Origin of the sequence: Pontibacter litorisediminis, assembly GCF_029360645.1 — a bacterium.
In the GTDB taxonomy this organism is placed as follows: Bacteria; Bacteroidota; Bacteroidia; order Cytophagales; family Hymenobacteraceae; genus Pontibacter; species Pontibacter litorisediminis.
This window is the reverse complement of the sequence record NZ_JARDUA010000003.1, coordinates 647,041-660,310: the sequence shown is the minus strand read 5'-3', so window position 1 is coordinate 660,310 and position 13,270 is coordinate 647,041. Positions and strand designations below refer to the sequence as shown.

The window sequence follows — 13,270 nt, the reverse complement described above, 5'->3', positions numbered from 1 at the left end:
TAACGTGTGTCGGCACTTCCCGTTAATACTAGCACCGCACCATTTTTTACAACATGAAGCTAATGATAAAGATTTCGGTGATTTTCCTGGCGATCATTGGGCTGGCCACCTATTTTTTCCGTGACACACTGTTTGGGGAAGCTCCCGCGGGCCCCGCCGGTCTGCAGCTCCTGGCCCCGCTCTCGGGTGAGCTGCAAGAGAGCTCCGGAATAGCTGTACTGGCCAAAGGCGAATACCTCACGCACAACGATGCTGGCAACGCCCCTAACCTGTATAAAATAAACACGAAAGGCAAAATACAGCAAACCATTCAGCTGAAGCTCCCCAACGTGGACTGGGAAGACCTGGCGCAGGACGGGGCGGGCAACATCTACATAGCCGATACGGGCAACAACGACAACGACCGCCGCGAGCTGGCTGTGTACAAACTAAACCCTAGCCAGCCGGAGCAGGTGCAGGCCATCCGCTTTACTTATGAGGATCAGAAGGAATTTCCGCCAAAGAAGAAAGACCGCAACTTCGACTCCGAGGCCCTTTTTTGGAGCGACGGCAAGCTCTACATTATCTCCAAAGACCGCGGGCGCGGCCAAACAGCCAAAGTATACCAGGTGCCCGACCAGGCCGGCACATACAAAGCAAAACTTATCGGTAGCCATAGGTTGGAGGCAGCGGTGACCGGGGCCGCCATCAGTCCGGACAATGGCACAGTGGTGCTGCTTAGCGAGGGCGCCCTGCATCTTTTCAGCGACTTCGGTAGCCCGGACAGGTTCTATGAAGGGAAGTATGAAAAACGCTCGTTGAAGGGCGCTGGCCAGACAGAGGCCGTTGCCTTCGAGGGCGACGGGGTGCTGGTTATCACCAGCGAGGGGGGCAACCTCTACCGCTACGCACTGTAGCAAGAAAAAACCTCCCCTTCTGCGGTTTGCCCGAGGGGAGGTTCTCTGATGCTTTTATACTTTATACTTATTTAAGCTTTGCTGCTTGCCTGCGGCCGGCCGCCTGGTAGTGCCGGCTTAGGGTTTTGCCATACCCTGAGAAGTATAAACAAACCGGCAATTATCAGCGGGATGCTCAGCAACTGGCCAATGTTGAGGGCCATCGTCGCCTCTTTGGCCACCTGGTCCTCTTTGAGAAACTCTACCAGGAAGCGGAAAGTAAACAGCGCCGTCACAAATATGCCGAAGAGCAGCCCCCTTGGCAGAGCCCCTTTATACTTCTTCCAGAGCCAGTAAAGCAGCACAAACAGCAGGAACACGCTCAGCGACTCGTACAGCTGGGTGGGGTGGCGCGGCACATGCGAGTATTCATTTTGACGCTCAAAAATGAAGCCCCACGGCAGGTCGGTGGGGTGGCCGAAAATCTCCGAGTTCATCAGGTTGCCCAATCGGATCAAGGCGCCGCCCAAAGCCACCACTATCACGATGCGGTCCAGCACCCACATATAGTCGAACTCATACTTGCGGCTAAACAACCACAATGCCAGCAGGATACCGATCGTGGCGCCATGGCTGGCCAGCCCGCCCTCCCAAATCTTCAGGATCTCGATGGGGTTGCTCAGGTAATACTCTGGTGAGTAAAACAAGGTATGGCCCAAGCGCGCGCCCACTACCGTACCCACAATCATGTAAATGGTAATCACATCCACGTCGCCCTCGGTGCGGCCCTCGGCTACGTATATTTTGGTGAGGATGCGTTGCCCGATGATAAAGCCCAGCGCGAAGAGCAGACCGTACCAGCGGATGCTTAAGGGGCCGAGATGGAAGATCTCCGGATCAACGTTCCAAGTTATGTAGTTCAGTAAGTTCATAAGGGTGGTGTTATCCTACAAAGGTAAGATAAATCAGCCACCGAAAAAACGGCCCCCTGGCGCTGTACCGCTGTCGCCCGCTAGCCTCACTATTTATACTTTCTTAGATGCTGTTTCTGCACCTTCTTCCTGGCCTACTGGTACTGCTGATCGGCCTGACACTAAAGTTAAGGCCACCCAAACGGATCAATTGGTTCTATGGCTTCCGTACGCACTACTCCATGCGCAGCCTGGAAAACTGGCGTGAGGCCAACCGCTACTATGCGCGTCTGCTGCTAGGCGTAGGCTTCCTCTCTACACTCGCTGGCTGGCTCTTCTTTCTGCTGTTGGCATCCCCGGCCAGCATGCTGGCACTGGTGGGGCTGATGCTGTTGCTGCTGATGGGCAGCATCCTTATGACCAATAAGCATCTGAAGCAGAAGTATGGGGATTGGTAAAGTATAAAAGGGGCGATACCTTTATCGTAGCGCCCCTTTAATACTTAGTCCTTATTTTGCCTGCACCCGCTGCAGCTCCTCCTTAAAGCCGCCGCTCAGGATCGGGAAGCGCAGCCAGCTGCGTGGGTCCACGTTATAGTCATCCAGGTGGAAGGCCGGGGCATAGCGCTCGCGCTTCCACTGGTTGCGGCTCCACAAAGTATAAAACTTCGTGATCCAGGACTTCAGCAACTCTGGCGTGCCTACTTTCTGCTCCAGCAAGATGTCATAAACCTCCTCCGGTGCGTAGCGGTCGTGGAAAGCCAGGCGCTCGATCATGTTCAGCACCTCGTAGGGCATCAGGTCTTTTTCATCGGTTTGTGCCTCTTCCTGCGGGCGAAGCTCTGCGCTCGGCTGCAGGTTGTTGACGTACTGCAAACCAGTGTACCCTAACTCCTGCTGCGCCCACACCAGGAACTGGCGGATGAATGCCTTGTCGATGCCCGCGATCGGTGAGATACTGCCGGCCGTATCGCCATCCATGGTGGCATAGCCCACGGAGGCCTCGCTGCGGTTAGAGGTAGCCAGCAACAGGGCGTACCTGATGTTGGCCAGCATCCAGATAGCGGGGGCACGCACCCGGGCCTGTATGTTCTGCAGCGTCACATCGTCCTGCTGCCAGGTCAATTTGCGGCCAATGGCATGCTCTACCTTAGCAGTATAACCAACCACCTCCTCGTCAATAGTCCAGTTGTAAAACGTAGCACCGATGGACTCTGCCAGTTCCCTGGCAGAAGTATAAGTGTCGTCCGAGGAGTTGATCGTGCCCTGGTAGGCACAAGTCAGCAGTTTGCCCATCATGGCCTTTTGCGCCGCTTCCGGCGGCAGTTGCCTGAACTGCGCCTTGTCCTCTTCCGAGAAGAGAAGCGCCTTCTCCATGAAGTTCTCCAGCCCGATGCTCTCCACCCCGCGCCGTGCCATCTCGGCCACGGCCACGGCGCAAAGCGAGGAGTCGGCGCCGCCGCTCAGGGAGAGAACAAAACCGCGGCTGCGGCTCTTGCGCATGTAGTCGAACAGAGCCAGGCTAAGTGCAGCGATCAGTTCCTTGTTCTCATCGATCGGCGGCAGATACTCGATCACCTCGGCAATCTCGGGGTTGGCGGAGAAGCATACCTCCGCACACTCCAGGTCCACATCCTTGAAGCAGAGCAGGTCGTTCCGGCGGATCAGCTTTCCGTTCTGCGCGATCAGCACCTCGCCATCGTAGATCATCTTGCCAGCTTCGTTGCCCAACAGGTTGGCGTACATGTAGGCGCACTGGTATTTCTTGGAGGCCTCCACCACCAGCCTGTGGCGCACATCTGTTTTGCTCAGGGCAAAGTGGCTGGCGCTGGGGTTAAGTATAAGCTGCACGCCTTTGCCCATATGGCGCTCGGCAGGGCGGTTCGGCCTCCAGGCATCCTCGCATATCTCAAAGGCATACTTCACGCCCTGCTCCTCATAAATGATGTCCCCTATCTTATACTTCTGGCCCAGCATCTCGAACTCTTTTACCTCGTTTGCCGGCCACGGCGTGAACCAACGCGGCTCATAGTGCACGCCATCGTTGGCCAAAAACTGTTTGGCCGTGAAGCCTAAGATTTCCTTGTTCTTGATAACGCAGGCGGTGTTGTAGACACTCCCGTCCAGGAAAATGGGTACGCCTACGGCCACGGTGATCCCGTCGCACCACTCTTTTACCGTTAGCAACTGGTTGAAGGCCATCTCCGACAGCCAGGGGCTCAGGAACATGTCTTCGCAGCCGTAGCCGGTGATGCAGAGTTCGGGCAGGAGCAGGATATGGGTGTTGCTTTGCTTTGCCTCCGTGATGGCAGTTTTTATGTGCTGCAGGTTTCCGTCCCAATCCATTGGTGTCTGGTTAAGGGCGGCAGCTGCCAGCATGAGTCTTGTTTCTTCCATAGTGGTTTATAACGCATGTATACCAAGGCAAGTTAATCTATCTGCCCAACTCTTCCACTGCCCCTTTGGTTAATTGTTGGTGGTGGGTGGCCGTGGCGGCCGGATGGGTGGTGCGTAGGCACGTCACAGAAGCTTCACTGGCTTTCTGCTGCTGCCACGGAAACAGGTATAAAACAAAAAGGCCGTGAAGCATGCTTCCCGGCCGGCAATGACTAACGAATAACAAGAAGTTAGGAGATGTTCAGGAACTCCAGCCCTTTTTCAGCGGCGGCCTGATCGGCCTTCTTCTTCGAGAGGCCGACACCAATGGCAATCGGCTTTTCGTCGATGTACACCTCAGAGGTAAACTCGGTGGTGTTGCCCTGTTGCTTGCGCTTGATAATATCGAAGCGGATCTCCAGGTTCTGGCTCTGCGCCCACTCAATGAGCTTGCTCTTAAAATTGGCCGTGGTGTTAACCAGTGTGTGCAGGTCTACGTGCGGACGGATAAGCTTGCTGAGGATGAAATGGCGCGTCGTGTTGTACCCCTTGTCCAGGTATATCGCTCCAACCAATGCCTCCAGCGCGTTTCCGTTCACTGATTTATGGCGCATACTGTGGTTGCCGCTATCTACTTTCACCAGTAGGTTCAGCCCAATCTTAACGGCAATATGGTTCAGCGACTCGCGGTTCACGATGCGCGAGCGGATCTCCGTCAGGAAGCCTTCGTCCTCGTAGGGGAACTTCTTGAACAGGAGTTCGGCCACCACGGCACCTAATATGGCATCCCCCAAAAACTCCAGGCGCTCATTCGTCTCGTGCTTGCCGGCAGAGGTTTGCCTGGCAAAGGACGTGTGGGTCAGGGCGAGCCTGTACAGCCGCAGGTTATCGGGTGTGCTGCCAATAATCCCAGCGAGCGAGCGTACTAATGCTTTGTCCTTGTTGAATAACCTGTGGTAAGCGCGCCGAACTGGTTTAAATGGCCCAAACACTAATCGTTGAATTGACGGAATATAACAGAGGTATTATGCCCACCAAAGCCAAAGGTGTTGCTCAGGGCAACTTTCACTTCACGCTCCTGCGCCTTATTGAACGTAAAGTTCAGGCGGTTGTCGATGTTCTCATCGTCGGTGAAGTGGTTAATGGTTGGCGGCACGATGTTGTTACGAACAGCCATGATAGAGGCAACCGCCTCTATGGCACCGGCAGCACCCAGCAGGTGGCCTGTCATGGATTTGGTAGAGCTGATGTTCAGCTTGTAGGCATGCTCCCCAAACACAGACTCGATCGCTTTCACCTCGCTGATGTCGCCTAGCGGCGTGGAGGTGCCGTGTACATTGATGTAGTCAACTTCCTCGGGCTTGATGTTGGCGTCGCGCAGCACGTTTTTCATCACGTTGAGGGCGCCTAAGCCTTCAGGGTGAGGAGCCGTGATGTGGTAAGCGTCGGCAGACATGCCGCCGCCAATAATCTCGGCGTAGATTTTAGCACCACGCGCTTTGGCGTGCTCATACTCTTCCAGGATAAGAGCACCAGCTCCTTCCCCTAACACAAAACCGTCGCGGTCTGCATCAAATGGGCGGGAAGCGGTTTCCGGAGAGTCGTTGCGCTCAGACAGGGCTTTCAGGGCGTTAAAACCACCGATACCGGCCTCTGTTACAGCCGCCTCCGAGCCGCCCGTCACAATCACATCAGCCATACCCAAGCGGATATAGTTAAAGGAGTCGATGATGGCGTTGGTGGCAGAGGCGCAGGCAGAAACGGTAACGAAGTTAGGCCCACGGAAGCCGTGCTTCATAGAAATGTGGCCGGCACTGATGTCGGCGATCATCTTAGGGATAAAGAACGGGTTGAAGCGCGGTGTGCCGTCGCCGTTGGCGAAGTTCACACACTCTTCCTGAAAGGTGCGCAACCCCCCAATGCCAGACCCCCAGATAACGCCTACACGGTCAGGATTATAGCTTCCCTCAGTCATGTTAGCATCGGCTACGGCCTCGTCGGCCGCCACCATAGCAAACTGAGAAAAAAGGTCCATTTTGCGGGCCTCTTTCCTGTCGAAATAATTCTCCGGATCGTATCCTTTTACCTCACAGGCAAACTGGGTCTTAAACTTGCTCGCATCAAAGCGTGTGATAGGTGCAGCGCCACTCACGCCATTGATCAGACCGTCCCAGTATGCTGCAACGGTATTTCCAAGTGGCGTGAGTGCGCCTAGCCCAGTAACTACGACTCTCTTAAGCTCCATAAGCTGCTAGTAGAGGGATAGATAGTAGAAATTCTTAATAAACTAAGGGAAGGGTATATTACTTCGCGTGCTCTTCCAGGTAGGTAACAGCCTGACCTACAGTAGCAATGTTTTCAGCTTGATCATCTGGAATAGATACGTTGAATTCTTTTTCGAATTCCATGATAAGCTCAACTGTATCCAGTGAATCAGCACCAAGGTCGTTTGTAAAGCTCGCCTCTGGAGTAACCTCTGACTCTTCAACACCAAGCTTATCGATGATGATAGCTTTTACTTTTTCTGCGATTTCTGACATTTTATCTTATAGTTAATTAAAACACTGTGCAAAGAAATAGCTTTTAACAGACAATGTCAAAAAAAATTACTCTATTCGCTGCGTAACAAAAGTTTTATACCTTAGGCTCCCATTTACAGCCTGAGGTTCTTATTTTAGCGTCTCGTTCAGAATCATGAAAACGCATCACCTGCAAATAGAGTACGACTATAGCTTTGACTTGTATGGCTTGGTTACGTCAGTAAAAGATTATAAGTTAGCCTGGGCGCTGAACAGGCTGCTGAACCTGCACCTGACCAGGCAAAAAGACCTATGCTACGAACTACTGGGGAGGGACCGCCTGCTAATTGCCAACTACAGGCACGTGGCCGAGCACAGCGAGGTGCGCCTTTTCCGGAACAGGGCGCTTGGCAGCCCCACCCTGAAGAAAGCTTTTTTGCTGCCAGACGTTAAAGAATACGATTACGTGCTGCAGATAACCGGGGCCATGCAGCAGCTGCACCCACAGGAACTCGCCAGGAAGCTGATGCGAACCCCGCTGGTGCAGTACGTAAAACAGTTTGACCCGCTCACTTTAAAATTTAAGGAGAACCTGATTTTCTAAGTATGGAAGTTACATTTAATAAGACCAAAGTTCTGGCTACCGTAGGGCCTGCCAGCGATTCGTACGAGCGCCTGACGGCTCTTGTGCAGGCAGGTGTTAATGCGTTTCGTCTCAATTTCTCGCACGGCGCTTATGAGGTGCATAAGCAGGTGATAGACAATGTGCGTGAGGTGAACCGCCAGCACAACACCAACATCTGCCTGGTGCAGGACCTTCAGGGGCCAAAGATCAGGGTAGGTGATGTGGAGAATGGCGGCGTGGAAATAAGAGAAGGCGAAATCATCAAGATTCTCTGCGATGGCTCCCTGAGCGTTCCGGGGCAGCTTGCCACCAACTATACAGAGCTGGCAAAAGACGTAAATCCGGGCGACGCCATCCTGCTGGACGACGGCAAACTGGAGGTGATCGTAACCAAGACCGATAAAAACAATGAGGTGGAGGCCAGGGTAAGGTATGGCGGCATCGTGAAACCGCGCAAAGGCATCAACCTGCCTAACACCCGCGTGTCGGCCCCATCGCTTACAGAGAAAGACATCAAAGACCTGCACTTTGGCCTGGACAATGATGTGGAGTGGGTGGCGCTGTCGTTTGTGCGCAAGGTACAGGACATCCACGAGATCAAGCGCATCATCCGCGAGCGCGGCAAAGACACCCGTGTGATCGCAAAGATAGAGAAGCCGGAGGCCATCGAGAACATCGACGAGATTATAGAGGCGACGGATGCCATCATGGTGGCACGCGGCGACCTGGGCGTGGAAGTTGGTATGGAGAAGGTGCCGATGATCCAGAAGATGCTGATCGACAAGTGCAACATAGCCGCCAAGCCGGTGATTGTGGCTACCCAGATGATGGAAAGCATGATCGTGAACCCTCGCCCAACGCGCGCTGAGACAAACGACGTGGCCAACGCCGTGATCGATGGGGCGCACTGCCTGATGCTGAGCGCTGAGACAGCCGTGGGAGCGTACCCGATTGAAACAATCCAAAGCATGACGCTTACCATACGCACCGTAGAAGAACACCAGGAGGGCTTCCATAAAGTATACTCTCCGAACCCTGACTGCGAGACCTTCCTGAGCGACATTCTGGTGGCCAACGCCTGCAACCTGGCCCGCGACACCAACGCCAAGGCCATCATCGGCATGACCAAGTCGGGCTATACGGCATTCCAGCTAGCTAAATACCGCCCTCAGGCGCACATCTTTGTCTTCACAGAGAACCACCGCCTACTGAACACCCTGAACCTGGTGTGGGGCGTACGCGGCTTCTTCTACGACAAGTTTGAGTCTACCGACAACACCATTGCAGACATCAAGGAAACGCTGCTTAAAGAAGGCCACATCCAAAAAGGCGATGTGTTCATTAACACAGCCAGCATGCCGATAAACGAGCAGAAACGCACGAACATGATCAAGTTGAGCGTGGCCTAACAGCTATACTTTAGACAGTAAACAAAAACGCCCGGGGCTACAGCTCCGGGCGTTTTTGTTTACTTGTACTTGTGCATGAGTACAGGCTATACTTTATACTTCAGCGCCCTTGCTCGCCTCTGCCATGCGTGAGCTATTCCCCGTTGCTGGCGTGGGTTTGCAACCCATGCCTTCCTATCTTCTCGGATTTGCAATCTGAGTGGCTTAAAAGCCATAGTTTATACTTTGGCTACACTTTATACTTACTGCTATACTTTACACTTTGCTGGCGCAAGCGTCCGCTTGTGCCTTATGCTTTGTACTTCCTAGAGCCACCGCTTTCTTCCTCTTGAACCAAGCTAACCTTTTAAAACACCGCTGACCCTCTTGTTCCCACAAACGTCTTGTTCCATAGCCAGCTTTCTGCCCTCCCAGGCCGAGAGGCCTCGTCTTGGGGGTAGGGGCCCTCGTTAAGGGCATCGCGCTGTGTTTCCTCCTGCGCCAGGGCGCTGCCGCTCACGCGGCACCGGATCTCACAAGGCGCTCAACCCAAAGAGCTGGGATCTGGTTCGATAGCTGTTGCTAATGGAGCTTCAGCCAAAGTCTCCCTTGGAAGGGGGCAGGGGGATGTAATCGTCTGCAGACAATTCCCCTCTCTGGAGGGATTAGGGGTGGGTTTATACTTCTGCCGCAAGGACACAAGCTGCGCAACTTATACTTCAGCCACAGCAAAACAGGGCTCCCCTCCTGGGGCTAGCGGCCCTTGACAAAGCCAAGTCTAGTATGCTGAACTTGTATCGGGAGAGGAGTGGGTTAACCGCAACTTGGGTTTTATACTTACTGTGTAGCTAAACTTGATGTAAAACGTAACGCAATCCAGTAGTCCAAACGCGCAATAGGTGGGCGGATGCCTTTGATGTGTTTACTCAGCACAGACACGACAACGCATCCACACACTTCAGAGGTCACAAACACAGAAGCCCTGCACGGTGAGTGCAGGGCTTCTGTGAAGTATGAGTTCCCTCAAAAATTAAGCAGCGATGCTGTTAACGAACTTAGCCAGTTTAGACTTGTTGTTAGCCGCTTTGTTTTTGTGGATGATGTTTTTCTTAGCCAGACGGTCAAGCATAGAAGAAACTGTCTTGTACAGTTCCTGCGCCTCGGCCTTGTCAGTTGTAGTTCTCAGCTTCTTGATGAAAGTACGAGTAGTTTTCGCCTGGTATCTGTTACGAAGACGTTTAGCGTTGTTCGCTCTGATTCTCTTTAATGCCGACTTATGGTTAGCCATGTTATTCTATAATATTAATTCTTTCTGATGCTTTTCTGAATGAGTCTGCAAAGGTAAACCCTTTAGCATTAATTTCCAAAACACCTCTCCCAAAAATATTTTCTATCGAGGCTTGCCTGCAAAGATAAGAAATACAGCAGGTTTAACCTACTGTTTGGGCTACGAAAAAAGGTTAGAAGCCGGCCAGCCCCTGCTCCGGGCGGGAAGCCGGCACAAAAAAACCGCTGCGGCAGGTGCCGCAGCGGTTTCTCACTTTCTGTGTAATCAGCTTAATTATTTTCGCGCTTCACGTCTACATCCACATCCACGTCATCAATATTCCCTAAGCGCTCCTGTACCTTATTCTCAAACTCGTTCCAATCGGCTTTGGTGTTCTCCCAGGCCTGGCGCGTCTCGTTGTCCCAGTCCGCAGACTCGGCCTCCAGCTCAGCCTCGCGGCGCTGGTATTCGGCGCGCATCTCGCGGTACTCGTCCTCGGTTACCGTCTCAGCGTTATTGGTATTTGTTTCTACCCAGGCATTGAAATCGTCATAAGAGGTTCTGGCCTCTGCGTTCGCATCATTCATTTCAGCCTGGGCCTCGTTTACCTCTGCGTTTGTCTCGTTCTGTGTTTCCTGGCTGCAGGCAAACATAAATGAACCTAAGGCAAGCGCAAATCCTATAGTTTTAAACTTTGATGTAATTTCCATAGTTCTAATCTTGTGTCTAGTTTAGTACTTTATACGATATAAGCAGAATATTGATATATAACACGCTACAACCTGCCATTTTTCCTGCTTTTATCGTATTTATTAATAGCCAATTATAAGTTCTTTAAAACCATGCCTTTACTTCCATCCATGCACCGGGCACCCTTTTACCTTTTTAACGGGCACCTGCAAACCATTATTCCCAGCTTGTTCAGGCACGTAGATGGCGTCCGGTATGAGCGCGAGCGCCTGATGACACCCGATGACGATTTTATAGATGTAGACTGGTCTGCAGTTGGGAGCGACTCGCTGCTGGTGCTTTCGCACGGGCTGGAGGGCGACACCAGCAGGCCCTACATCACCGGAATGGTGAAAGCCTTTAACGCCGAGGGAGTGGACGCCCTGGCCTGGAACTACCGGAGCTGCAGTGGCGAGCCTAACAAGCTGCTCCGCTCCTACCACCTGGGCGCCTCCGACGACCTGGACTTCGTGCTGCGGCACGCATTAGCTACCGGCAAGTATGAGAATGTGTACCTCGTGGGCTTCAGCGCCGGCGGCAACATTACGCTAAAGTACCTCGGCGAAGATCCGAAGCAGGTGCCAAAGCAGGTAAAGCGCGCCACCGTGTTCTCTACACCCATAGACCTCAAGAGCTCTGCGCAGCGCATTTCCAGGATATACACGCAGCGCTTTCTGAAAACGCTGGGCGAGAAACTGGAGCAAAAGCAGCAAATGTACCCCGAGGAGGTGGACCTGACTGACTACAGCATTTTCTGGAGTTTCCCTGAGTTCGATGATCGCTACACGGCGCCGATCCATGGTTTTAAGAACGCGGAGGAGTACTACGCCCGTGTTAGCTCCAAGCAGTTCCTAAAAGACATACGGGTGCCCACTCTGCTGGTAAACGCTAAGAACGACCCTTTTCTGGCGCCAGAGTGCTACCCCGTGCAGGAGGCGAAGGAGAATCCATACTTCTACCTGGAGATGCCCGAAGAGGGAGGGCACGTAGGCTTTGCAGAGAATTTCAGGAAAGACAGGTATTACTCGGAGGAGCGGGCGCTCCGGTTTATACTTTCGGATCAGGTTTAAGGCTGCGGCTAGAGCTGCCGCAGCCCAACTCCAGTTGCAGCAAGGCCTCGTAGGGGTCGCCGGGCAGGTGCAGCGCTCTGGTAAAGGCGGGCTCCGTTTTCAAGCCCTGCTGCTTTAGGCGCACGACCTGCTGCCTGAGCGGCTCCCCATACTTTTGCAGCAGCCTGTACTCTACCAGCAGGTGCCTGAAAGCGTCCTGCTCCCGTGACGGGATGCCTTGGCCAAACACCTCCACCTCGAAACCATCTAATCTGAAGGTAGCCACCATACTTTCCTGCCCCTTGATCTCAGTATCATGTAGCCTGAAGCAGGCGCAGCCAGAGAAGTACCGCAGCAGCGCCTCGCGCAGCTTGGCCTTATCGCTCCAACAGCAGATCACATCCAGGTCGCTTTGCGCCACATCCACCCCTATCGGGATGGTGCCGGCCAACAGCGGATCGAAGGCGGCCAGTTTCCCCATCACGTTATACTTCACCAGCACCTGGAAAGCTGCCCGCTGCCGTTCATTGCCGTGCTGCAGGTAGTCTATGGTCTCGAAGCGCGTCATGGGCAAAGGCTAAGGCTGCTATTTCTTAAGCTTTTTCAGCGGCACGTAGACCACCTTCTTCGTCTCAAAGAACTCCTCGCTGAAGTAGTCCTTCAGGTCAAAGGTTTTGGTGATAAGGCCCGACTCGGCGATTTCCTCCTCCAGGTCGCCGCCCTTCAGGTAATACAGCCCCTCCTGCTCCAGCCCTGTTTTCTTGAAGCTGTTCATCACCCAGGGCCAGAAGTTGGCCAGGCGGGTAACGGCGCGGCTCACAACAAAGTCATACTTGTCGCGCACCTGCTCGGCGCGGGTGTGGCTGGCGGTTACGTTCTGCAGGTGCAGCTCGCGCGCAATCTCATTTACCACGTGTATCTTCTTGCCGATAGAGTCCACCAGGTGGAACTTCACCTCCGGGAACATCACTGCCAACGGCAGGCCCGGCAAGCCGCCCCCGGTGCCCACATCCATCACCGACGTATGCTCCGGGAAGGAGACCACTTTGGCAATGCCCAGCGAGTGCAGGATGTGGTGCAGGCCAATCTGGTCCATGTCCTTCCGCGAAACCACGTTTATTTTCTGGTTCCACTCCCGGTACAGTTCGCCCATGTGCTCATACTTCTGCAACTGGTCTTCGGTAAGCTCCGGAAAGTATCCGGAGAGCAGGGTACGGATGGCGGTAGAATGCGGCATGTCTTGCGTTAGAGAGTTCAAAGTAAAAAAGTGATTTCAGGCCACCACAAAGTATAGCAGGGCTGCGACGGCAACTACAAGCACCACCACGGCCAAAGCCATCAGCAGGTCGAAAAGCAGCACCAGGCCGGCATTGCGGTAGCGCCCCTCATACTTTACCTGCAGCTCACGCTGCACCTGCTCGGGGTGGCGCAGGCTCCAGTGCAGGTATAGCCGGCCAATCTTTTCCAGCAGCCTGTCGCTTAGCGTCGCCTTCATCTGAAGTAAAATATTTATGGGTGCAAAAGTATAAAAT

At 53.5% G+C, this 13,270-nt stretch carries 16 protein-coding genes; 5 read left to right on the top strand and 11 right to left on the bottom strand.

Annotated elements, in window-relative coordinates:
• Positions 1 to 53: 53 nt before the first annotated feature.
• Positions 54 to 896, top strand: a complete 843-nt coding sequence (locus tag PXG97_RS12840) for an NHL repeat-containing protein (protein ID WP_276498149.1) — start codon at positions 54 to 56, stop codon at positions 894 to 896.
• Between the two features lie 71 nt (positions 897 to 967).
• On the opposite strand, the gene lgt is transcribed toward PXG97_RS12840, so the two are convergent.
• Entirely contained in the window at positions 968 to 1,807 is an 840-nt protein-coding gene (lgt, locus tag PXG97_RS12835) for a prolipoprotein diacylglyceryl transferase (RefSeq protein WP_276498148.1), read from the bottom strand.
• Positions 1,808 to 1,914: 107 nt separating this feature from the next.
• On the opposite strand from lgt, the gene PXG97_RS12830 reads away from it, so the two are divergent.
• Positions 1,915 to 2,244 carry an SdpI family protein gene (locus PXG97_RS12830; RefSeq protein WP_276498147.1) on the top strand — a complete coding sequence of 110 codons (330 nt, stop codon included), beginning with the start codon at positions 1,915 to 1,917 and terminating at the stop codon, positions 2,242 to 2,244.
• 51 nt (positions 2,245 to 2,295) lie between these two features.
• Here PXG97_RS12830 and nadE read toward each other — a convergent pair whose 3' ends face one another.
• The 5 genes from nadE to PXG97_RS12805 are packed head-to-tail and all read right to left on the bottom strand — an operon-like array spanning position 2,296 to position 6,701.
• Positions 2,296 to 4,182, bottom strand: a complete 1,887-nt coding sequence (gene nadE / locus PXG97_RS12825) for an NAD(+) synthase (RefSeq protein ID WP_276498146.1) — start codon at positions 4,180 to 4,182, stop codon at positions 2,296 to 2,298.
• 37 nt (positions 4,183 to 4,219) lie between these two features.
• The gene (locus PXG97_RS12820) at positions 4,220 to 4,375 is read right to left on the bottom strand and encodes a hypothetical protein (RefSeq protein ID WP_276498145.1); all 156 of its coding nucleotides are present in this window, start codon (positions 4,373 to 4,375) and stop codon (positions 4,220 to 4,222) included.
• Positions 4,376 to 4,412: 37 nt separating this feature from the next.
• Positions 4,413 to 5,153, bottom strand: coding sequence for a ribonuclease III (rnc, locus tag PXG97_RS12815; protein WP_276498144.1), 741 nt, complete (start codon positions 5,151 to 5,153; stop codon positions 4,413 to 4,415).
• Positions 5,153 to 6,406 (bottom strand): beta-ketoacyl-ACP synthase II, encoded by a 1,254-nt coding sequence (fabF, locus tag PXG97_RS12810; protein WP_276498143.1) that lies wholly within the window; start codon positions 6,404 to 6,406, stop codon positions 5,153 to 5,155. Before fabF ends, rnc begins: the two co-directional genes overlap by 1 nt.
• Positions 6,407 to 6,464: 58 nt before the next feature.
• Complete coding sequence (locus PXG97_RS12805; protein ID WP_276498142.1) at positions 6,465 to 6,701, bottom strand: acyl carrier protein; 237 nt, start codon at positions 6,699 to 6,701, stop codon at positions 6,465 to 6,467.
• A 154-nt stretch (positions 6,702 to 6,855) separates the two neighbouring features.
• Here PXG97_RS12805 and PXG97_RS12800 point away from each other — a divergent pair, with 154 nt between their 5' ends.
• On the top strand, positions 6,856 to 7,284 hold the full coding sequence (locus PXG97_RS12800) for an IPExxxVDY family protein (RefSeq protein WP_276498141.1): 429 nt from the start codon (positions 6,856 to 6,858) through the stop codon (positions 7,282 to 7,284).
• Positions 7,285 to 7,286: 2 nt separating this feature from the next.
• Positions 7,287 to 8,714 (top strand): pyruvate kinase, encoded by a 1,428-nt coding sequence (gene pyk / locus PXG97_RS12795; RefSeq protein ID WP_276498140.1) that lies wholly within the window; start codon positions 7,287 to 7,289, stop codon positions 8,712 to 8,714.
• Between the two features lie 1,009 nt (positions 8,715 to 9,723).
• Here the strand turns inward: pyk and rpsT are convergent.
• Both rpsT and PXG97_RS12785 read right to left on the bottom strand, forming a co-directional pair.
• Positions 9,724 to 9,981 (bottom strand): 30S ribosomal protein S20, encoded by a 258-nt coding sequence (gene rpsT, locus PXG97_RS12790; RefSeq protein ID WP_266050887.1) that lies wholly within the window; start codon positions 9,979 to 9,981, stop codon positions 9,724 to 9,726.
• 269 nt (positions 9,982 to 10,250) lie between these two features.
• Positions 10,251 to 10,670: a hypothetical protein gene (locus PXG97_RS12785; RefSeq protein WP_276498139.1), complete on the bottom strand. Its 420-nt coding sequence runs from the start codon at positions 10,668 to 10,670 to the stop codon at positions 10,251 to 10,253.
• A 132-nt stretch (positions 10,671 to 10,802) separates the two neighbouring features.
• Between PXG97_RS12785 and PXG97_RS12780 the strand changes: the two genes are divergently transcribed.
• Positions 10,803 to 11,759 carry a YheT family hydrolase gene (locus PXG97_RS12780; RefSeq protein ID WP_276498138.1) on the top strand — a complete coding sequence of 319 codons (957 nt, stop codon included), beginning with the start codon at positions 10,803 to 10,805 and terminating at the stop codon, positions 11,757 to 11,759.
• On the opposite strand, the gene PXG97_RS12775 is transcribed toward PXG97_RS12780, so the two are convergent.
• From PXG97_RS12775 to PXG97_RS12765, 3 genes are read right to left on the bottom strand one after another with little or no spacing between them, the layout of a single operon-like run.
• Positions 11,737 to 12,306, bottom strand: a complete 570-nt coding sequence (locus PXG97_RS12775) for a DUF4269 domain-containing protein (RefSeq protein WP_276498137.1) — start codon at positions 12,304 to 12,306, stop codon at positions 11,737 to 11,739. The two genes, PXG97_RS12780 and PXG97_RS12775, sit on opposite strands and share 23 nt — an antisense overlap.
• Before the next feature lie 18 nt (positions 12,307 to 12,324).
• Entirely contained in the window at positions 12,325 to 12,975 is a 651-nt protein-coding gene (gene rsmG, locus PXG97_RS12770) for a 16S rRNA (guanine(527)-N(7))-methyltransferase RsmG (protein WP_276498135.1), read from the bottom strand.
• A gap of 36 nt (positions 12,976 to 13,011) precedes the next feature.
• The gene (locus PXG97_RS12765) at positions 13,012 to 13,233 is read right to left on the bottom strand and encodes a hypothetical protein (protein WP_276498134.1); all 222 of its coding nucleotides are present in this window, start codon (positions 13,231 to 13,233) and stop codon (positions 13,012 to 13,014) included.
• Positions 13,234 to 13,270: the final 37 nt, after the last annotated feature.

What these genes read in the sequence shown, in the direction of transcription:
- nadE (WP_276498146.1), bottom strand. Translation starts at nt 4,182, where the DNA reads ATGGAAGAAACAAGACTCATGCTGGCAGCTGCCGCCCTTAACCAGACA.
- PXG97_RS12785 (WP_276498139.1), bottom strand. Translation starts at nt 10,670, where the DNA reads ATGGAAATTACATCAAAGTTTAAAACTATAGGATTTGCGCTTGCCTTA.
- PXG97_RS12800 (WP_276498141.1), top strand. Translation starts at nt 6,856, where the DNA reads ATGAAAACGCATCACCTGCAAATAGAGTACGACTATAGCTTTGACTTG.
- rsmG (WP_276498135.1), bottom strand. Translation starts at nt 12,975, where the DNA reads ATGCCGCATTCTACCGCCATCCGTACCCTGCTCTCCGGATACTTTCCG.
- lgt (WP_276498148.1), bottom strand. Translation starts at nt 1,807, where the DNA reads ATGAACTTACTGAACTACATAACTTGGAACGTTGATCCGGAGATCTTC.
- fabF (WP_276498143.1), bottom strand. Translation starts at nt 6,406, where the DNA reads ATGGAGCTTAAGAGAGTCGTAGTTACTGGGCTAGGCGCACTCACGCCA.
- PXG97_RS12820 (WP_276498145.1), bottom strand. Translation starts at nt 4,375, where the DNA reads ATGCTTCACGGCCTTTTTGTTTTATACCTGTTTCCGTGGCAGCAGCAG.
- PXG97_RS12830 (WP_276498147.1), top strand. Translation starts at nt 1,915, where the DNA reads ATGCTGTTTCTGCACCTTCTTCCTGGCCTACTGGTACTGCTGATCGGC.
- PXG97_RS12775 (WP_276498137.1), bottom strand. Translation starts at nt 12,306, where the DNA reads ATGACGCGCTTCGAGACCATAGACTACCTGCAGCACGGCAATGAACGG.
- PXG97_RS12805 (WP_276498142.1), bottom strand. Translation starts at nt 6,701, where the DNA reads ATGTCAGAAATCGCAGAAAAAGTAAAAGCTATCATCATCGATAAGCTT.
- PXG97_RS12780 (WP_276498138.1), top strand. Translation starts at nt 10,803, where the DNA reads ATGCCTTTACTTCCATCCATGCACCGGGCACCCTTTTACCTTTTTAAC.
- PXG97_RS12765 (WP_276498134.1), bottom strand. Translation starts at nt 13,233, where the DNA reads ATGAAGGCGACGCTAAGCGACAGGCTGCTGGAAAAGATTGGCCGGCTA.
- PXG97_RS12840 (WP_276498149.1), top strand. Translation starts at nt 54, where the DNA reads ATGAAGCTAATGATAAAGATTTCGGTGATTTTCCTGGCGATCATTGGG.
- pyk (WP_276498140.1), top strand. Translation starts at nt 7,287, where the DNA reads ATGGAAGTTACATTTAATAAGACCAAAGTTCTGGCTACCGTAGGGCCT.
- rpsT (WP_266050887.1), bottom strand. Translation starts at nt 9,981, where the DNA reads ATGGCTAACCATAAGTCGGCATTAAAGAGAATCAGAGCGAACAACGCT.